The sequence below is a fragment of the Microbulbifer sp. S227A genome (assembly GCF_049800935.1).
Genome location: NZ_JBNAFZ010000003.1, coordinates 353,922 through 372,736, shown reverse-complemented (window position 1 = coordinate 372,736; position 18,815 = coordinate 353,922). Strand labels below are relative to the sequence as shown.

The 18,815-nt window shown below is 62.1% G+C and carries 20 protein-coding genes and 2 tRNA genes; 7 read left to right on the top strand and 15 right to left on the bottom strand.

The window, feature by feature from the left end; all coding sequences use genetic code 11:
* Nucleotides 1–155: 155 nt before the first annotated feature.
* From ACP15R_RS09585 to ACP15R_RS09545, 9 genes are read right to left on the bottom strand one after another with little or no spacing between them, the layout of a single operon-like run.
* Entirely contained in the window at nucleotides 156–1,376 is a 1,221-nt protein-coding gene (locus tag ACP15R_RS09585; protein ID WP_424986176.1) for a cysteine desulfurase, read from the bottom strand.
* Complete coding sequence (locus ACP15R_RS09580) at nucleotides 1,369–1,959, bottom strand: YIP1 family protein (RefSeq protein ID WP_424986175.1); 591 nt, start codon at nucleotides 1,957–1,959, stop codon at nucleotides 1,369–1,371. Before ACP15R_RS09580 ends, ACP15R_RS09585 begins: the two co-directional genes overlap by 8 nt.
* Nucleotides 1,956–2,441 (bottom strand): YIP1 family protein, encoded by a 486-nt coding sequence (locus ACP15R_RS09575; protein WP_424986174.1) that lies wholly within the window; start codon nucleotides 2,439–2,441, stop codon nucleotides 1,956–1,958. The genes ACP15R_RS09580 and ACP15R_RS09575 overlap by 4 nt, the downstream gene beginning before the upstream one ends.
* Nucleotides 2,441–3,721, bottom strand: coding sequence for a SufB/SufD family protein (locus ACP15R_RS09570; RefSeq protein WP_424986173.1), 1,281 nt, complete (start codon nucleotides 3,719–3,721; stop codon nucleotides 2,441–2,443). The genes ACP15R_RS09575 and ACP15R_RS09570 overlap by 1 nt, the downstream gene beginning before the upstream one ends.
* The gene (gene sufC / locus ACP15R_RS09565; RefSeq protein WP_424986172.1) at nucleotides 3,721–4,476 is read right to left on the bottom strand and encodes a Fe-S cluster assembly ATPase SufC; all 756 of its coding nucleotides are present in this window, start codon (nucleotides 4,474–4,476) and stop codon (nucleotides 3,721–3,723) included. The genes ACP15R_RS09570 and sufC overlap by 1 nt, the downstream gene beginning before the upstream one ends.
* A gap of 53 nt (nucleotides 4,477–4,529) precedes the next feature.
* Nucleotides 4,530–4,844, bottom strand: coding sequence for a heavy metal-binding domain-containing protein (locus ACP15R_RS09560; protein WP_424986171.1), 315 nt, complete (start codon nucleotides 4,842–4,844; stop codon nucleotides 4,530–4,532).
* Between the two features lie 42 nt (nucleotides 4,845–4,886).
* On the bottom strand, nucleotides 4,887–6,410 hold the full coding sequence (gene sufB, locus ACP15R_RS09555) for a Fe-S cluster assembly protein SufB (RefSeq protein ID WP_424986170.1): 1,524 nt from the start codon (nucleotides 6,408–6,410) through the stop codon (nucleotides 4,887–4,889).
* A gap of 16 nt (nucleotides 6,411–6,426) precedes the next feature.
* On the bottom strand, nucleotides 6,427–7,470 hold the full coding sequence (locus ACP15R_RS09550; RefSeq protein WP_424986169.1) for a cysteine desulfurase family protein: 1,044 nt from the start codon (nucleotides 7,468–7,470) through the stop codon (nucleotides 6,427–6,429).
* Nucleotides 7,467–7,925: an Rrf2 family transcriptional regulator gene (locus tag ACP15R_RS09545; protein WP_424986168.1), complete on the bottom strand. Its 459-nt coding sequence runs from the start codon at nucleotides 7,923–7,925 to the stop codon at nucleotides 7,467–7,469. Before ACP15R_RS09545 ends, ACP15R_RS09550 begins: the two co-directional genes overlap by 4 nt.
* 182 nt (nucleotides 7,926–8,107) lie before the next feature.
* Between ACP15R_RS09545 and ACP15R_RS09540 the strand changes: the two genes are divergently transcribed.
* From ACP15R_RS09540 to ACP15R_RS09530, 3 genes are read left to right on the top strand one after another with little or no spacing between them, the layout of a single operon-like run.
* Nucleotides 8,108–8,761 (top strand): alpha/beta hydrolase, encoded by a 654-nt coding sequence (locus tag ACP15R_RS09540; protein WP_424986167.1) that lies wholly within the window; start codon nucleotides 8,108–8,110, stop codon nucleotides 8,759–8,761.
* A gap of 16 nt (nucleotides 8,762–8,777) precedes the next feature.
* Nucleotides 8,778–9,020: a hypothetical protein gene (locus ACP15R_RS09535; protein ID WP_424986166.1), complete on the top strand. Its 243-nt coding sequence runs from the start codon at nucleotides 8,778–8,780 to the stop codon at nucleotides 9,018–9,020.
* Complete coding sequence (locus tag ACP15R_RS09530; RefSeq protein WP_424986165.1) at nucleotides 9,017–9,598, top strand: HD domain-containing protein; 582 nt, start codon at nucleotides 9,017–9,019, stop codon at nucleotides 9,596–9,598. The genes ACP15R_RS09535 and ACP15R_RS09530 overlap by 4 nt, the downstream gene beginning before the upstream one ends.
* Nucleotides 9,599–9,658: 60 nt before the next feature.
* Here ACP15R_RS09530 and ACP15R_RS09525 read toward each other — a convergent pair.
* The 6 genes from ACP15R_RS09525 to tgt all read right to left on the bottom strand — a co-directional run bounded on the left by ACP15R_RS09525 (nucleotide 9,659) and on the right by tgt (nucleotide 14,726).
* Nucleotides 9,659–9,734 (bottom strand) — tRNA-Val (locus ACP15R_RS09525).
* Nucleotides 9,735–9,776: 42 nt separating this feature from the next.
* Nucleotides 9,777–10,346 carry a histidine phosphatase family protein gene (locus tag ACP15R_RS09520; protein ID WP_424986164.1) on the bottom strand — a complete coding sequence of 190 codons (570 nt, stop codon included), beginning with the start codon at nucleotides 10,344–10,346 and terminating at the stop codon, nucleotides 9,777–9,779.
* A gap of 52 nt (nucleotides 10,347–10,398) precedes the next feature.
* Nucleotides 10,399–10,473: transfer RNA gene (locus tag ACP15R_RS09515), tRNA-Val, on the bottom strand.
* A 13-nt stretch (nucleotides 10,474–10,486) separates the two neighbouring features.
* The gene (locus tag ACP15R_RS09510) at nucleotides 10,487–10,801 is read right to left on the bottom strand and encodes an HU family DNA-binding protein (RefSeq protein WP_424986163.1); all 315 of its coding nucleotides are present in this window, start codon (nucleotides 10,799–10,801) and stop codon (nucleotides 10,487–10,489) included.
* A gap of 120 nt (nucleotides 10,802–10,921) precedes the next feature.
* A complete protein-coding gene (lon, locus tag ACP15R_RS09505; protein ID WP_424986162.1) occupies nucleotides 10,922–13,336 on the bottom strand; it encodes an endopeptidase La in 2,415 nt (804 codons plus the stop codon).
* Between the two features lie 259 nt (nucleotides 13,337–13,595).
* Nucleotides 13,596–14,726, bottom strand: a complete 1,131-nt coding sequence (gene tgt / locus ACP15R_RS09500; protein WP_424986161.1) for a tRNA guanosine(34) transglycosylase Tgt — start codon at nucleotides 14,724–14,726, stop codon at nucleotides 13,596–13,598.
* A 163-nt stretch (nucleotides 14,727–14,889) separates the two neighbouring features.
* Here tgt and ACP15R_RS09495 point away from each other — a divergent pair, with 163 nt between their 5' ends.
* The 4 genes from ACP15R_RS09495 to ACP15R_RS09480 all read left to right on the top strand — a co-directional run bounded on the left by ACP15R_RS09495 (nucleotide 14,890) and on the right by ACP15R_RS09480 (nucleotide 18,780).
* Complete coding sequence (locus ACP15R_RS09495) at nucleotides 14,890–15,780, top strand: SPFH domain-containing protein (RefSeq protein ID WP_424986160.1); 891 nt, start codon at nucleotides 14,890–14,892, stop codon at nucleotides 15,778–15,780.
* Nucleotides 15,780–16,049 (top strand): NfeD family protein, encoded by a 270-nt coding sequence (locus tag ACP15R_RS09490; protein ID WP_424986159.1) that lies wholly within the window; start codon nucleotides 15,780–15,782, stop codon nucleotides 16,047–16,049. Before ACP15R_RS09495 ends, ACP15R_RS09490 begins: the two co-directional genes overlap by 1 nt.
* Nucleotides 16,050–16,113: 64 nt before the next feature.
* Nucleotides 16,114–17,802, top strand: coding sequence for a calcium-binding protein (locus ACP15R_RS09485; RefSeq protein WP_424986158.1), 1,689 nt, complete (start codon nucleotides 16,114–16,116; stop codon nucleotides 17,800–17,802).
* 42 nt (nucleotides 17,803–17,844) lie between these two features.
* Nucleotides 17,845–18,780 (top strand): cation transporter, encoded by a 936-nt coding sequence (locus tag ACP15R_RS09480; protein ID WP_424986157.1) that lies wholly within the window; start codon nucleotides 17,845–17,847, stop codon nucleotides 18,778–18,780.
* Nucleotides 18,781–18,815: the final 35 nt, after the last annotated feature.

Below are 18,815 nucleotides of genomic sequence, written 5' to 3'. Positions count from 1 at the left end.
GTTTGTGCCAGACCTTTCAGAAAACCGTCTGTTGCGGTTCACTTCGTGGCCTGCGCGGCGTCTTTCGTCTTGGCAATGCCCCAACGGGACCGACTGCACTTGTGGGTTCTATAACCGTGCCTTAGCCGCCCCGCAATGAGAAACTGCACCCGGTTTCACGCAAACAGGTCGTGAGCCAGTTCCAGCGCTTCGACCAGCGTGTCCACCTCGTGTTCGGTGTTATATAGCCCGAACGAGGCGCGACAGGTGGCCGTCAGGCCAAGATGATCCATCAGGGGGCCGGCACAATGGTGCCCCGCCCGCACGGCAACCCCGCGCTTGTCGAGGATCGTCGAGATGTCATGGGCATGCGCCGCCCCATCAAGCGTGAACGAGAAGATCGCCGCCTTGTCCGGTGTGCGCCCCTGCACCTGGAGCCAGTTCAGCCCGTCCAGCCGTGCCCGCGCATAATCGCGCAGCCGGTCCTCGTGCGCGGCGACGTTCTCCATGCCAAGCTGCATCAGGTATTCCAGCGCAACACCCAGGCCGATGGTCTGGACGATCCCCGGCGTTCCTGCTTCGAACTTCATCGGCGGATCATTGTAGATGATCGCCTCTTTGCTGACTTCCTTGATCATGTCGCCGCCGCCCATGAACGGACGCATTTCCGCGAGTCGTTCGGATTTGACATAGATCGCACCCGAGCCTGACGGGCCATAGAGCTTGTGACCGGTGATGGCGTAGAAATCGCAGCCGATGTCCTGAACATCCACCGGCATGTGGACCGCGCCCTGGCTGCCATCGACCAGCACCGGCACGCCCATGGTCTGAGCTTCGCGGGTGATGGTCTTGACATCGACCCGCGTGCCCAGAACATTCGAAAGCTGCGTGATCGCAACGAGCCTGGTGCGCGGGGTGATGGCATCGATCACCGCCTGCGGATCGAGCGCGCCGGTCGCGTCGACATCCACCCATTTCAAAACCACCCCCTGCCGCTCGCGCAGGAAATGCCAGGGCACGATATTCGCGTGGTGCTCCATCACCGACAGAATGATCTCGTCCCCTGCCTCAAGCCGCGGCATGGCCCAACCATAAGCGACCATGTTGATGCCTTCGGTGGTGCCCGAGTTCAGCACGATCTCGTCCTCGGAAGCCGCGTTCAGAAACCGGGCGATGGTGCCGCGCACGGCCTCGTATTTCTCGGTCGACAGGTTGGACAGGTAATGCAACCCCCGGTGAACATTGGAATATTCCTCGGCATAGCCACGCGTCACCGCGTCGATGACAACCTGCGGCTTCTGCGCCGACGCGCCATTGTCGAGATAGGTCAGCGGCTTGCCATTGACCTCGCGCGACAGGATGGGAAAGTCGGAACGGATCTTTTCGACGTCATACATTGGCGGACAGTCCAGAAATTGGCCCCCCGAACAGGGAGATGAGCAGGGTCAGACCCAGCAGGATCGCGGCGGTCGAGGCGACAAGCACGGCGGCGGATTTCGGCAGCGAATCCAGCCGGTGCGCGCGATTGACGAAATGCAGCAGGATATAGAGGCCATAGATCGACGCGCCGAACACCAGCAGCGCCGACAAAACCGGCACAGTCAGGATCAGGACGATGACCACAACCATCAGCGCAACCCGCAGCCCCTGAAGCCAGAGAATCGCCAGCATGATGTCATCCAGCGTCCCGGTGCCGCCCATGAAGCGCCCCGTCCAGAACAGCGCGTAAATGCTCAGGAGCAGCCCCCCCGCCACCAGCACCGTATACAGTGCCGGAACGAGGAACACATCGGGCAATGGCGATGGGCCGGGCACCAGAAGGTTCGACAGAGCAAAGAGCAGGCCGTTGAGCACGGCAACCAGCGCCAACCCCGTCCACAGCGCTTCGCGCGGGATTTGCAACCCAAGCAGGACTCGCGACGCCTCGGCCGGTGACTTGATGGTCAGCACGGCAAGGTCGCGCAGGAAGGACGGCGTCATGGTGCAGGTTCCTCCGCTTGCAGCAGGCTGGCGATCCAGAACCAGGCAAAGACAACAAGCCAGATCAATCCGACCGCCTGCAAGCCTGGCCCCGGACCGATAAACCCGGCCACCAGCCCATGCAAGAGCAACACGGGTGTGGAGGCCAGAAACGACCAGAACAACGCCAGCCGGGCCCCGAACCAGCTGCCCCGCCCGCCGATCAGGCGTGCGATGAGATGGCTCAGGCCCGCCAGCGCATAGAGCATCAGCGGCGCGATGAATATCCAGCCGAGCAAGGCGCCGCCCAGAAGCATGTTCAGCTCCTGCCCGGTCAGATGCGCCTCACGCGACAGGCGGGGCATCTGCGCGACGAACACGATCAGGCAGGCCCCCATGAGTATGGCGAGCGCACGATCCTCGCGCGGGCCCATGGACAGCAACCGCCGCATGACCCGGCGCGGACCGCGATAGGTGGCCGTGATGTCCGACGTCACCGGCATCAGCGGCGGCGCGCCAACCAGTTTTCCAGCCGCGTCACGATATCCTGGGCAAGCTCCTTGTCCTCGATCTCGTCCACCGCCTCGGCAAGAAAGGCAAGGGTCAGCAGGTCGGTCGCGGTGCTCTCCGGCACCCCGCGCGAACGCAGGTAGAACAGCGCCTCTTCATCGATGGCCCCGCTGGTCGAACCGTGCGAACAGGCGACGTCATCGGCATAGATTTCCAGCTCGGGCTTGGCGAGGAACTGGCTGTCCCCATCCAGCAGGAGCGACTGGCTGATCTGGTAGCCGTCGGTTTTCTGGGCCCCTTCCCTGACCAGGATCTTGCCCTGGAACACCCCGGTCGCGCCGTTGCGCAGCACTTTCTTGAACACCTGGCGGCTTTCGCAATTCACCGCGTCATGGGTGATGAACACCGTGTCGTCATGGTGAAACTCGCCATCCCCGACACAGGCCCCGGCCACATGGGCCACCGCATCATCCCCGGTCAGCTCGATCACGCATTCGTTGCGGGTCAGCACGCCGTTGACCGTCAGGGTAAAGGACTTAAAGACCGATTCCGCGCCCAGACGCGCGAACATGTGCGTCACCGCCTTGCGTTCATGATCGCGCCCCTGCGCCCGCACGTGGTGCAGCGTACCGCCATCGGCGATATCGACCTCGGTGCAGTGATTGAACCGCGCCGCCGCCGGGCCGGTTTCAAGCAGGGTCAGTTCCGCGCCGCTCTCGATCCGCAGGATATGGTGCATGATCGCATCGGAACTCTCTGATTCATGGCGATAAATCAGGCTGATGGGTTTACTTGGCTTGCCAGTCACATGGATCACCAGCCCATCGGTCGCAAAGGCCGTATTCAGCGCCGCAAAGGGCCGCTCGACAGGCTTTTGCGCCGCCGCTTCCAACTCGCCATAAAGCGACTTGGCCCAGTGGATGTCCGATCCGCCGACTTCGGCCAGCCGCTCGATCGTCACGTCGTCCAGCGCCAGCTCATCCGACGCATCGGCATCGAACACGCCATCGACAAAGACCACCTTCAGGCTGTCCACCTCGTCGAAAACCGGGTTCTCACCGGAGTCAAGCAAGGCCGCCTGCGGTGCCGCCGCATCCAGCAGCGTATCGGGACGGGTGTATTTCCAATACTCGTCGCGCCGCTGCGGCAGGCCCATCGCGGTCACACGCCCCAGGGCCTCGCGCCGGTTGCTCTCGATCCAACCGCCGGTCGGCAACACGAGACCCGCGAGGCGGGCGTCGGTTGCGCTCTGCTTCTGCTCGGGCAATGCCATTACGCCACCTCGGACAGGATGTCGGAATAGCCGTTATGCTCGACTTCGAGCGCCAGCTCGGGGCCGCCCGTTTTCACGATGCGCCCATCCGCCATGATATGCACGACATCGGGCTTGATGTGATCCAGAAGCCGTTGATAATGCGTGATAACCAGAAATCCACGCCCTTCGTCGCGCAGGGCGTTCACGCCTTCGGCCACCAGCTTCATCGCGTCAACGTCAAGGCCGCTGTCGGTTTCGTCAAGAATGCACATCTTTGGTTCGAGCATCGCCATTTGCAGGATCTCGTTGCGCTTTTTCTCGCCGCCCGAGAAGCCCACATTCACCGGCCGCTTGAGCATTTCGGCATCGATCTTGAGCGCCTTGGCCCGCTCGCGCACCAGTTTGAGGAAATCGGCGGCACTCATCTCATCCTCGCCGCGCGCCTTGCGTTGGGCGTTCACCGCGGTGCGCAGAAACGTCATGTTGCCCACACCCGGAATTTCCACCGGGTACTGAAACGCCAGGAACAGACCGGCAGCTGCGCGCTCTTCCGGTTCAAGCTCGAGCAGGTCCAGATCGTCCAGCACCGCGCTGCCCTCGGTGACTTCATAGCCTTCCCGGCCTGACAGCACATAGGACAGGGTCGATTTCCCCGATCCGTTCGGCCCCATGATCGCATGCACCTTGCCCGCGTCGACGGCCAGGTCAACACCCTTGAGAATCTGCTTGTCTTCTTCTTCAAGTTTCACGTGCAGATTTTTGATTTCCAACATTATTCTTTTCCTTGCATATCTGCGGCGAACGGCATCGCCATGTTTGTTTGTGGTCAGCCGATCACAACCGCGGTGCCCGATGCGGACACCATCAGCATCGATTGGCCGACGACTTCATAATCCAGATCAACACCCACCACGGCATTGGCACCCTTTTCCGCCGCGCGCTGTTCCAGCTCGCGCAGCGCCGTGTCGCGGGCGTCCTGCAACTTGCTCTCATAGGCCCCCGACCGCCCACCGACGATATCGGTAATCGAGGCAAATACATCGCGCACAACATTGGCGCCCATGATGGCCTCGCCCACGACGATGCCCCTATAGCCGGTGATCTTGTGACCCTCGACGCTTGGCGTGGTGGTGATGATCATGTTCTCTCCCGAACTGAAACGCCTGCAATACGTCCCCAGCGGTCAGCCGACCGAGCCTTCCAGCGAAATCGCCACCAGCTGCTGCGCTTCCATGGCAAATTCCATCGGCAGCGCCTGGAGCACGTCCTTGCAGAACCCGTTGACCACCAGCGCCACGGCCTCTTCCTCGTCCATGCCGCGGCTGCGGCAATAGAACAGCTGATCGTCGTCCACCTTGGACGTGGTCGCTTCGTGTTCGACACGGGACGAGTTGTTCTTGACCTCGATATAGGGAACCGTGTGCGCGCCGCATCTGTCGCCGATCAACAGGCTGTCACACTGGGTGTAGTTTCGTGAATCCTTGGCCTTGGGGTGCATCGACACCAGCCCGCGATAGGTGTTCTGGGCGACGCCCGCGCTGATCCCTTTGGAGACGATGCGCGACTTGGTGTTCTTGCCCAGGTGCACCATCTTGGTGCCGGTATCGGCCTGCTGGTGGTTGTTGGCGATGGCGATCGAATAGAATTCACCCTGGCTGTCATCACCGCGCAGGATGCAGGACGGGTATTTCCACGTCACGGCGCTGCCGGTTTCCACCTGGGTCCACATCACCTTGGCCCGATCACCCCGGCAATCGGCGCGCTTGGTCACAAAGTTATAGATACCGCCCTTGCCGTTCTCGTCGCCGGGATACCAGTTCTGGACCGTGGAATACTTCACCTCGGCGTCCTCTTCGACGATGATCTCGACCACCGCGGCATGCAGCTGCGCGATGTCACGCGCCGGTGCGGTACAGCCTTCGAGATAGGACACATAGCTGCCCTTGTCGGCGATGATCAGGGTGCGTTCGAACTGGCCGGTGTTTTCCGCGTTGATGCGGAAATAGGTCGACAGCTCCATCGGACAGCGCACGCCGGGCGGCACGTAAACAAACGAGCCATCCGAAAATACCGCGCTGTTCAGCGTGGCATAGAAATTGTCGCTGACCGGCACGACGCTGCCGAGGTATTTCCGGACCAGTTCGGGATGCTCGCGGATCGCCTCGGAAATCGAACAGAAGATCACCCCGGCCTTTTTCAGCTCGGCCTGGAACGTGGTGCCCACCGAAACCGAGTCAAACACCGCGTCCACGGCCACCTTGCGCCCTTCCGCGGGCGCGGCCTCTGCCCCTTCGACACCGGCAAGGATCATCTGTTCCCTGAGCGGGATGCCCAGTTTTTCATAGGTCGCCAGCAACTTGGGGTCGACCTCGTCCAGCGACTTGGGTTTGACCTCCATGCTCTTGGGGCGGGCATAGTAATATTGATCCTGGAAATCGATCTCCGGATAATCGACCATCGCCCAGTCGGGTTCTTCCTTTTGCAGCCAGCGCTCATAGGCCGCCAGCCGCCAATCGGTCATCCACTGGGGCTCGTCATTCTTTTCCGAGATCAGCCGCACGATATCCGGTGTCAGCCCCTTGGGGGCGTATTCCATCTCGATCTCGGTTTCCCAGCCGTATTTATAGGCCCCGCCAACCTCGCGCACGGCATCCACCGTGTCCTGATCGACACCTTCCTTTACCTGTGTCTGGTCCACCATGGTCATGGGCACTCTCCTTGACTCACGCCGCCCGGGCGCGAAATTTCTGTTCTTTTTCCAACCATGCATCGGCAAAGCGAAGCACGTCGGTTTCTGTCGTTTGCAACCCCAGCGACACGCGGATCGCGCTGCCGGCGGTGATGTCGTCATGTCCCATCGCACCCAGCACCCGGCTCGCCTTGGCCTTGCCGCTGGAACACGCGGAACCGGCGCTGATGGCAAAACCGGCCAGATCCATCTGCATGACCTGGGTTTCACCTTTCCAGCCGGGGCTGGAGAAACACAAAGTGTTCGGAAGTCTTGCCGCGCCTTTCCCGACAAAAATAGTATTCTTTGTCGCGGCCACAAGGGCGTTTTCTAGAATATTTCTAAATTCCTCGACACGCGCCCAGGCTCCGCAGACAACATCCCTTACCGCCGCTTCGGCCGCGGCTCCGAAACCGGCGATGCCAACGACATTTTCGGTTCCCGAGCGCCGCCCCATTTCCTGACCGCCGCCGCGAATCTGTGCCGCCAGGTCGGTGCCCCGCCGGATCACCAGCGCGCCGACCCCTTTGGGACCGCCCAGCTTATGCGCCGAGATCAGGGCCATCTGTGCCCCCATTTCGTCAAAGGCGAGGGGTATCTTGCCAAACGCCTGCGTGGCATCCACCACCGCAAGCCCGCCGGGCAGCACCTGCACCACCCCGGTTTCGGAATTCGCCAGTTGCAGCACCGAGGCCGCCGGATCGGGCACCTCGACCTGTCCCGAGCCCGCGACCGACAGGCGATCATCGACCCAGGCAGCGACCGCATCATGCTCGACCGCCGCGCCATGCAGGCCACGCCCCTTGCAGGCCAGCGCCGCCGCCTCGGTGGCACCCGAGGTGAAAACGATATCGGCCCCCTCTGCCCCAAAGGCGCTGGCCACCTGCGCCCGCGCCCGCTCGACCAGCGCCTTGGCGGCGCGCCCCTCGGCATGAACGCTCGACGGATTGCCGGCCACGTCCATGGCGGCAATCATCGCCGCCCGCGCCTCGGGGCGCAGCGGCATGGTGGCGTTATGATCGAGGTAGGTCCGCGTCATTCGTCGACCACGTCAAACAGGCTCGGCACCGCCGGACAGGGCGCAAGATCGTTGCGCACCACGTCCGACAACCGGGTCTGGTGCAGGAAGACATAGACATGAGCGCTCATGCTCTCCCACAGGCGGTTGGTCAGCGATTGTGCCCGGCTGCCCGAGGATGCCCCCGACGCGCCCGCCCCCTTGTGCATCGCGTCGACCTTTTCATCCACCGCCGCCAGCACATCGACCACACGGATGTCAGCGGCCGGTTTCGCCAGCCGATAACCGCCACCGGGGCCGCGCACCGAGGAAACCAGCTCGGCCCGGCGCAGCTTGACGAACAGCTGTTCGAGATAGGGCAACGAGATATTCTGGCGTTGCGAAATGTCGCCCAACGTCACCAGCGCATCTTCGGGTTGCAACGCGATATCGACAAGCGCGGCCATCGCATACCTGCCTTTGGTCGATAGTTTCATTCTCACTCCCCCGAGAGGCCGACATTCGCGCGAAATCATTGACGTTTGCGCGCCCAATGCGTATGTGCCCAGACACACGAGGCAACGCTCGCGCGCCCAATTAGAACCGTTCTAAGGTGGCCTAGCGAATTCGTCAAGAATTTCGCGGCACCTGAGCAGAAACAGACAGGACTTACCGCCAAATGCCCGAGGTCATCTTTCCCGGACCCGATGGCCGCCTTGAAGGCCGTTACCACCCCCAAAAGGAAAAGGACGCGCCGATCGCCATCGTGCTGCATCCGCATCCGCAATTTGGCGGGACGATGAACAACAAGGTCGTCTACAACCTGCATTATGCCTTTTACAACATGGGCTTTACGGTGCTGCGCTTCAATTTCCGCGGCGTCGGACGCAGCCAGGGCGAATACGATCAGGGAATCGGCGAATTGTCGGATGCGGCAAGCGCGCTGGACTATCTGCAATCGATGAACAACAACTCCAAGCATTGCTGGGTCGCCGGATTCTCGTTCGGTGCGTGGATCGGCATGCAGCTGTTGATGCGCCGCCCGGAGATCACCGGGTTCATCAGCGTGTCGCCTCCGGCCAACATGTACGACTTCTCGTTCCTGGCGCCCTGCCCCTCGTCGGGCCTGATCATCAACGGCACGGCCGACCGTGTCGCGCCGCCCGCCGATACGGTATCGCTGGTGAACAAGCTGCACGAACAAAAGGGAATCACGATCACCCACCAGGAGATCGAAGGGGCCGACCACTTTTTCCAGGAGCCGCACATGGACACCATGATCGGCAATGTCAGCGATTACGTGAAGCGCAGGCTGACCGAAACATCGCGCTGAGCGGGCAAGCCACGCGATGAGCAGCCTGGACACCATAGCCGCCAAGCTGGCCGACGACACGGTCGAGGCCATGAGGATCACCGGCGATGAACGACTCTATGTCGAGATCGGAGCGCTGATCGGGGCCTCGTCGCAGACTTTGGAAGAGGCCTATCTGACCGCTATCCGGGTGCGGCTCGCCGAACGCGCGGCGCGCCGGCTGCTGAATGGCAAACTTGCCGCCGCCAAGGGCGCGGCGCGCGGGCAAGACGCGGGATGAGCGGCCGGCTGGAAGCCCAGATCGCCTTTCTGCGCGAAGCCGACAAGCTCAAGTCGATCCTGCGCGCCTCGCGGCTGATCGACGGATCGCGCCGCGAGAACTCGGCGGAACACAGCTGGCACATCATGCTCTATGCGCTGGTGCTCTCGGAGCAGGCCGGCCCGGATGTCGATATCAACCGGGTGCTGCGGATGCTGCTGCTGCACGACATTGTCGAGATCGATGCCGGTGATGCGCCGATTCACGGTCATGTGGACCACGCGGCAATGGCCGCCAAGGAGGCCGCGGCGGCCGAGCGGCTGTTTGGACTGCTGCCCGGGGATCAGGCCAGCAGCTTTCGCGCCCTGTGGGATGAATTCGAGGCCGCCTCCACCCCCGACGCCATATTCGCCAAGAGCATCGACCGCCTGCAAACCCCGATTGCCAATCTCGTGACCGGCGGCGGTAGCTGGACCGAATATGATGTGACGCTGGCGCAGTTGGAACAGCGTGTCGGTGTTCCGGTCAAACGCGGCCTGCCGCGGGTATGGGATTGGCTCTTGCCGCAATTGCGTGCCTTTTTTGCCAGGCAAGGCTGAGCCGTCAGGACGGCATGTACCCCCCCCAAAGCGCTCGGGGATCATGCGGATCGGCGGGAATGGTGGGTGATGAGAGACTCGAACTCCCGACATCTTCGGTGTAAACGAAGCGCTCTACCAACTGAGCTAATCACCCGTGGCGATGCGTTTACGAAAAGCGCGCGGGACGTGCAAGCCCTTATGACAACAATCGACTCTCGCCGTTTCGAATGTGGTAAACCACCCCCTGCCCGCCGCCGATCGTGTCAAAGGCCTCGACCGGCAACCCCTGCGCGAGACAGCGGATCACCCGCGACGTGATGCCATGTGTCACAAGCACCGCAGGCCCGCGAAGGTCACGCAAGAATTCGTTGGCACGACTCGCGAGCGCCAGCAGCCCCTCCCCCCCCGGCGCATGGTCATACCAGGCCAGCCCGTCGGTTTCGAACAGCTGCGGGTTGCGCGCGGCGATCTCGCTGCGCCGCATCCCGGTCCAACCACCCACGCCGATTTCACGCAGCCGGGCGTCGGCAAGGATCTCCGCCTCCAGCCCCTCGGCGGCGATGCGTGCGGTGTTCATCGCCCGCCCCTGTGGGCTGGCGTACCAGGACCACCCGGCCACGCCAAACGCCCTCAGGATCGCATTCTGACGCCGCGCCTGGGCCTGGCCTGCCGCGGTCAGCACCGAATCCAGACCGCCCTGCATCCGCCCTTCGCGATTCCATTCGGTTTCGCCGTGGCGCAGGATAAGAAACTCGGGAAAGGACATGACATACCCCGGCAACGAAATGGGGCGCCGCCAATGGCCGCGCCCCGAAACCTGGTGGGTGATAAGAGATTTGAACTCCTGACATCTTCGATGTGAACGAAGCGCTCTACCACTGAGCTAATCACCCGTGAGGCGGGGTATTAACCGTCTTGCGCCGCCTCTGCAAGGGCTGTCGTGTCACTTGTTGCATTCGATGTCTGGCGCAGCTTGCAAACCGTGACGCGGCCATTGTCTTTTTCGACCTTGCGGTTGATGCGCAGCTTGCCGAATGGCTGAAGGTTCAGCTCGCGCCCCTCGGCAATTGATTCTCCCAGAACCGCCAGCATGGCCTCGACCACCGGCTTGGCGTCTTTCTTCTTGATTCCCGAACGGCTGACCACCAGGTCGACCAGTTCCTTCTTTTTCATCTCGCCGACTGGTGCGCCGCCGGTCTCGGTCGGGGTGGAAACAGTCATCTTGGCCTACCTTTCATATGTACCGCCGTGATCGGACGCTAGCGGATCAACCGTGCGATTGCCAGCAATGCAAAGGGGCGGCCCGTCACCGGACCGCCCCCATTTGAGACATGCTCAGTTTCAGTGCGCGCGCGCGCTCGTGCCGTCATCCGAAGGCGCCAGCGCGGCCCGCGCGGCGGCGGCCTCTTCTTCCGCCGCCTCGTCCCATTCAATCGCTTCCGGTTCGCCGACCAGCGCGTGCTTCAGCACTTCGGACACGTGTTTGACCGGAATGATGTCCAGCCCGTCCTTCACGTTGTCAGGGATATCCGCCAGGTCCTTTTCATTCTCTTCCGGAATGAGAACCGTCTTGATGCCACCGCGCAACGCCGCCAGCAGTTTCTCCTTGAGCCCGCCAATCGGCATCGCATTGCCGCGCAGCGAAACCTCGCCAGTCATCGCGATATCCTTGCGCACCGGAATCTGGGTCAGAACCGACACGATTGATGTCACCATCGCGAGACCGGCGCTCGGACCGTCCTTGGGTGTGGCCCCGTCCGGTACGTGCACGTGGATGTCCAACCGGTCGAACCGCGGCGGCTTTACCCCGATCTGCGGGCTGATGGACCGCACATAGGAGCTGGCCGCGTCGATGCTTTCCTTCATCACGTCACCCAGCTTGCCGGTGGTCTTCATCCGCCCCTTGCCCGGCAGGCGCAACGCCTCGATCGGCAGCAACTCGCCCCCGACACTGGTATAGGCCAGCCCGGTCACGACGCCGATCTGGTCTTCCTGCTCGGCCAGGCCATAGCGGTACTTCTTGACCCCCAGGAAATCGTCGAGGTTCTCCGGCGTCACCGATACGCTCTCGGCCTCGCCCTTGACGATCCTGGTCAGGCTCTTGCGGGCCACCTTGGCGATCTCGCGTTCCAGGTTCCGCACCCCCGCCTCGCGGGTATAGGTACGGATGATCTCGGTCAGCGCCGCGTCGGTCAGCTCGAACTCCTTGGCCTTGAGCCCGTGGTTCTTGACCTGCTTGCCAATCAGGTGCTGCTTGGCAATCTCGCGTTTCTCGTCCTCGGTATAGCCGGCCAGCGGGATGATCTCCATCCGGTCCAGAAGCGGCCCTGGCATGTTGTACGAGTTCGACGTGGTCAGGAACATCACGTTGCTCAGGTCATATTCAACCTCGAGATAGTGATCCATGAACGTGTTGTTCTGTTCCGGGTCCAGAACCTCGAGCATCGCACTCGCCGGATCACCCCGGAAATCCTGGCCCATCTTGTCGATTTCATCCAACAGGATCAGCGGGTTCGTGGTCTTGGCCTTTTTCAGCGCCTGGATGATCTTGCCCGGCATCGAACCGATATAGGTCCGGCGGTGACCGCGAATCTCGCTTTCATCGCGCACCCCGCCCAGCGAAATCCGGATGAATTCGCGGCCCGTGGCCTTGGCCACCGATTTGCCAAGGCTGGTCTTGCCGACACCCGGAGGGCCGACCAGACACATGATCGGGCCTTTCATCTTCTTGCTGCGCTGCTGCACCGCGAGGTATTCGACGATCCGTTCCTTGACCTTCTCCAGGCCATAGTGGTCGTTGTCCAGAACCTGCTGCGCCTTGCCCAGGTCTTTCTTGACGCGCGACCTGACGCCCCACGGGATCGACAGCATCCAGTCAAGGTAATTGCGCACAACCGTCGCCTCGGCGCTCATCGGGCTCATGTTCTTGAGCTTCTTGAGTTCCGCCTCGGCCTTTTCGCGCGCTTCCTTGCTCAGCTTGGTCTCGGCGATCTTGGCTTCCAGCTCGGCAATCTCGCCTTCACCCTCTTCCCCATCGCCAAGTTCCTTCTGAATGGCCTTCATCTGCTCATTCAGATAATATTCCCGCTGGGTCTTCTCCATCTGGCTCTTGACGCGTGTCTTGATCTTTTTCTCGACCTGCAACACCGACAACTCGCCCTGCATCAGGCCATAGACCTTCTCCAGCCGCTCGCTGATCGACAGCGTCTCGAGCAATTCCTGCTTCTGCGCCACCTCGATCCCGAGATGCCCCGCCACGAGATCCGCCAGCTTGGCGGGCTCGGTGGATTCGCCCACCGCCGCCAGTGCCTCTTCCGGGATATTCTTGCGCACCTTGGCATAGCGCTCGAACTCATCGCCAACCGAACGCACCAACGCTTCGGTGGTTGTCACATCCCCCGGCATCTCGGTCAGGTACTCGGCGCGGGCCTCAAAGAAACTGTCATTGTCCAGATATTCGGTGATCCGCACGCGGGCCTGGCCCTCAACCAACACCTTCACCGTACCGTCGGGCAATTTCAGCAACTGCAACACGTTGGCCAGCACGCCCGCGGCGTAGATGCCATTGGTATCGGGATCGTCCTCGCTCGGTTCGATCTGGCTCGACAGCAGGATCTGCTTGTCGTCGGCCATCACCTCTTCCAGCGCGCGCACCGACTTCTCCCGGCCTACGAACAGCGGAACGATCATGTGCGGAAACACCACGATGTCGCGCAGCGGCAGGACGGGGTAGGAGGAATTCAGGGGCTCTTGCATGCTCTGTCCTTATCATTGGCAAGATGGCGCTCGTCCCGCTTTGCGGCAACACACGGCCATCTCCGGTCTCAGGTGCCTAAGGTGGGGCCTTCGCCGGCCAATTCAACCTCGGTGCCTCTTCGGGGGGTCACAATGGCGCGTGCATCCGGTCAGGACAAGGGTGCATTTGCCCCTGCAACCGGAAAACCTGCCAATGCCCGCGCCGACGGGACGGCGGGCGGGGCGCCTTGGCCGCGAGGCCAACAGCGCCGCACGATCGTCAGAGCGGTTCGATATCCCCTTGCGCGCGCTGCGCGTGAAAGCCGGCCTGCCATGTATCAAAGGTCCCGGCAGAAATCGCCTCCCGCATCCCCGCCATGATCTCCTGGAAATAATGCAGGTTGTGCCAGGTCAGCAGCATCGACGAGATGATCTCCTGGCTGCGGAACACGTGGTGCAGGTAGGCCCTTGAATAGTTGCGACAGGCCGGGCAGCTGCACGCCTCGTCCAGCGGGCGCGGATCGTCCTGGTGCCGGGCGTTCTTGATATTGAGCACACCGCGCCTGGTAAACACCTGCCCCGTGCGCCCCGACCGGCTTGGCAACACACAATCCATCATGTCCACCCCGCGCGCCACCGCGCCCACGATGTCATCGGGTTTACCCACCCCCATCAAATAGCGCGGCTTGTCCTCGGGCAGCATGCCGGGCGCAAACTCCAGACAGCCAAACATCGCCTCCTGCCCCTCGCCCACGGCCAGCCCGCCGATCGCATAACCGTCAAATCCGATCCCGCGCAGGGCTGCGGCCGATTCCGCGCGCAAATCCTGTTCCAGCCCGCCCTGCTGGATACCAAACAACGCATGGCCCGGCCGGTCGCCAAACGCCTCGCGCGACCGCGCCGCCCACCGCATCGACAATTGCATGCTCTCGGCAATGCGCGCCTTGTCGGCGGGCAAGGCCGGGCATTCGTCAAAACACATCACGATATCCGACCCCAACAGCCGCTGGATCTCCATGCTGCGTTCCGGTGTCAGCGCGTGTTTCGACCCGTCGATATGCGATTTGAACGTCACCCCCTCTTCGGTCAGCTTGCGCAGCCCGGCAAGGCTCATCACCTGAAAGCCGCCGGAATCCGTCAGGATCGGCCGCTCCCAGTTCATGAACCTGTGCAACCCGCCCAGCCGGTCGATGCGTTCCGCCGTCGGGCGCAGCATCAGGTGATAGGTATTGCCCAGCAATATGTCGGCCCCCGTCGCCCGCACGCTCTCGGGCATCATCGCCTTGACGGTCGCCGCCGTGCCCACCGGCATGAAAGCCGGTGTGCGGATCTCTCCGCGCGGTGTTGAAATCACCCCGGTGCGGGCCTTGCCATCGGTTGCGCTCAGCGCAAAGGAAAATCTCTCTGTCATGTCTTTCCGTTACCGCTCCGGCATCGAAATGCAAAGCCCAACCCGGCCTCATGCCGATTTTCCGGCCCGATATGCCGCGGCATCTGCGCCCTGCCCCAGCCGGCCTTGAATTACCCGCATGATACGGTGAAAAGGAAGTGGCACAACAACCCGAGGACGTCCCATGAGCCAAGATCAGATCTATGCCCTTCTGAGTGAAAGCGGCATCTTCATCTTTGGCGCGATCTTTCTCGTCCTCATCATCTTCAAGGGCGTGCGCATCGTGCCGCAATCGGAAAAACACGTGGTCGAACGGTTTGGCCGCCTGCACTCGGTACTTGGGCCGGGCATCAACTTCATCGTGCCCTTTCTGGACGTGGTGAAACACAAGATCTCGATCCTCGAACGCCAGCTGCCCAATGCCACGCAGGACGCCATCACCAAAGACAACGTGCTGGTCCAGATCGATACATCGGTGTTCTACCGCATTCTTGAACCGGAAAAGACGGTCTATCGCATCCGTGACGTGGACGGGGCCATCGCCACCACCGTCGCCGGGATCGTGCGCGCCGAGATCGGCAAGATGGATCTGGACGAGGTGCAATCCAATCGGGCCCAGCTGATCGGTCAGATCCAGAAGAGCGTCGAAGATGCGGTCGATGACTGGGGCATCGAAGTCACCCGCGCCGAGATCCTGGATGTCAATCTCGATCAGGCCACCCGCGACGCGATGCTGCAACAGCTCAACGCCGAACGTGCCCGCCGCGCGCAGGTCACCGAGGCCGAGGGGCAGAAACGCGCCGTCGAGCTCAACGCCGATGCCGAGCTCTATGCCGCCGAGCAGACCGCCAAGGCTCGCCGCATCCAGGCCGATGCCGAAGCCTACGCCACCTCGGTCGTGGCCACCGCGATCAAGGAAAACGGCCTGGAAGCCGCGCAATACCAGGTCGCGCTAAAGCAGGTCGAGGCGCTGAACAAGCTGGGCGCGGGCGATGGCAAACAGACCATCCTCGTTCCCGCCAACGCGCTCGAAGCCTTTGGCGACGCGTTCAAGATGCTCAAGGGCAAGGCCTGATGGTGCTCTGGGCGCTCTGGTGGGCATGGGTCTGCCTGGCCCTGATCCTCGGCATCGCCGAAATCCTGGCCCCCGGTTTCATCTTTCTCGGCTTTGCAATCGGCGCGGTCGTGGTCGCGGTCCTGCTGGCGCTTGGCCTGACGGTCTCGCTGCCCGCGCTGTTGCTGATATTCGCGGCGCTGTCGCTGGCGGCATGGCTGGTGCTGCGCCGCTATTTCGCCTTGCCCAAGGGACAGGTCAAAACCTTCAAGGACGACATCAACGACTGAAAGCACTCAATACTGCTTGTAATTCCTGCCAACCTGAACCCGTTTTCATACAAGGACGCAATTCATGGCAAACCCGATTGGAAAGGACTCTGCATTGCCCGTGTTGGGCACATTGACTCCTACGGATCTCATCGCGCTCAAGGGTGGCGGCTATGTCGTTGCCATCGCCGGCCATCGCGGCCCCAATGATACTTATGGGCGTGACGCGTTCGTTGTACTTGATGAAAACGGCAACGCCGTGAGCGGCATCCTGACCCCGACCAAATCCGCAAACTCGGGCGAAGCCTATGGCAGCCTGCTCGCCCTGTCAGACGGTGGTTTTGCAATGACATGGGTTGCCAGTTTATCAGTCGCCGGTGGAAAGCACCCGGTCTACATGCGTTACTTCGATGCCGCCGGAAACCCGACAAGCAAGCGCATCAGGCTTGACACGGACTCGGATGCGGGCCTCTTCACGAACCCCATATTGATCGAAACCGAAAACGGTGTGCGCGCAATCTATGCCGACCAGAATGGCGCGCTGAACTGGTTGCTTGAAACCGTGGATGTCAGCTTTGCCGGGGCAAAAGGCAACCGCCAGATCCTCGATATAGACAGCGCCGCATTCAACCCCGCGGCCACGCAACTGGATAATGGCAATGTTGCCATCGCCGTCGATGCGGGAAATGGCGGCATTGCCCGCCTGATCACCAAAGCGGATGGCACACTGATAGAAGACACCCGGGTCGATCTGCTCGTGGAAAGCTATGGCACACGCAACATTGCCAGCAATCCTGTCATCGCCAATCTGGCCAGCGGCGATTACATCGTGGCCTGGGAAGACGGGGGCTATACTGCGGGCGCTTTTGCGGGGGCTGGCGGCGTCTGGGGGCAGCGATTTGATGCCAATGGAAACCTGATTGGAACCCGCTACCAACTCTCCGATACGCAGGCAATCGACACCGTCGACATCGCCGCAACGGCAAGCGGTGGCTTCCTTATGACATGGGAGGAACGCGACGATCGCTTTGGCACAAGCAATCCGTACATCGCCCATGCACAGGAATTCGGCCCAACCGGCCGCCCAATCGGGCCAGAGATCACCTTGCCCTCGAACCGAACCGATACCAACAACACCAAACCATATATCGCGGTGCAGGACGACGGCACCGCTCTCGCTGTTCTCGGCTCCATCGGAAACGGCTACCGCGAAACCGTGGTGCGCCGCCTCGAACTGGCAGACCTGCCCAATTATGCCGGCGATATCACAGGCAATCGAAAGGCCAATGTCCTGTCCGGCACCAACGCGACCGACGACATCATCCATGGCAGGAAAGGTGCCGATACGCTCTTTGGCAAAAAGGGCCACGATGACCTCTTTGGCGGGCGTGGCGCAGATACGCTTAACGGTGGCGCGGGCAAGGACACGCTTGATGGCGGGCTTGGCAACGACGTGCTGCGTGGCGGTAGCGGCAATGATGTGCTCGTCGCCGGAACCGGCAAGGACATCCTTTATGGCGGTGCCGGACAGGACACATTCGTCTTTCGCCAAGGCACTGCCGCCCATCAGGCGACGATCAAGGACTACCAGATTGGAACGGATTCCATCGAGATCACCGGCTATGGCCCGGCGGGTTCGCCCGCGCCGTCACAGACCCTGACCAACATGGGTCTGCTCCTGGAATGGAACCTGAATTCGCCCGATCCGGATTGCTCGATCCTGCTCGAAGGGATCACCCAAACCCTGACCTATTCGGATTTCCTGTATGTCTGAAACCGTCCCATGTCTCGCCCTGTGACCAACGACGCCCATTTGGTGAAAAGGATCGAATCCCGTGCGCTTGTCATTGGCATGTGGGGCAACCTGTTCATGGCCGCCGCCGGGATCGCCGCTGCCATATTGTCGAACTCGATCGCGGTCATGACCGACGGCCTGTTCTCGCTGATCGGGTTCACCGCGGCCTTTCTCGGGCGGCGGATCAGCCAGAAGGTCGAGGCCGGGCCCGACCGGCTGCGCCCCATGGGATACGCGGCGGACGAGGCGCTGTTCACCACGTTCCGCGCCCTGTCGCTGCTCGGGCTGGTGTTGTTCGCCGTGGCGACAGCCAGCATGAACATCTATGACTATCTCAGCGGCGGCACCCCGCCGCAGCTCGTCTATGCGCCCCTGCTGATCTATTTCGCGGTGATCGGCGTGACCTGTTTCCTGCTCTGGGCACTGCATCGCCACACGTGGTCGCGCACCGGCAAGAGCAGCGACATCTTGCGGCTCGAAGCCAAGGCGTCGATGTTCGACGGGATCATCACCGCCGCCGCGGCCGCCGGGCTCGGGGCGGTCTACGTGTTTCGCGACGGGTTCCTTGGCCCGATTGCCCCCATTGGCGACTCGATTGTCGTGCTGCTCCTCTGCCTCTTCGTGGTCGGCCAGTACCGCCGCGACCTGATGGCCGGCATGGGGGAACTCGCCGGGGTCACCGCCAGCCCCGCCACACTCGCCACCGCCCGCCGCGCGATCCGCCCGGCGATTGCCGAATATGGCGGAACGCTCACCGATCTGTCGGTGATCAAACAGGGCCGCAGCCATTTCGTCACCGCCTATTACGACCCCGGCACGGCGATCACCGCCGCGCGTATCGACGACATCAACCTGCGCATGATCGCGGATATGCGCGCCGATCTGCCCGGTGCCGACGTGCTGCTGATCATCAGCGAACATCCCCGCCGCTGGCCCGACGACATCAACCCGTTCTGAGCCCCCTTTCGTGATGCGTGCGGGTAGGTCTCGAC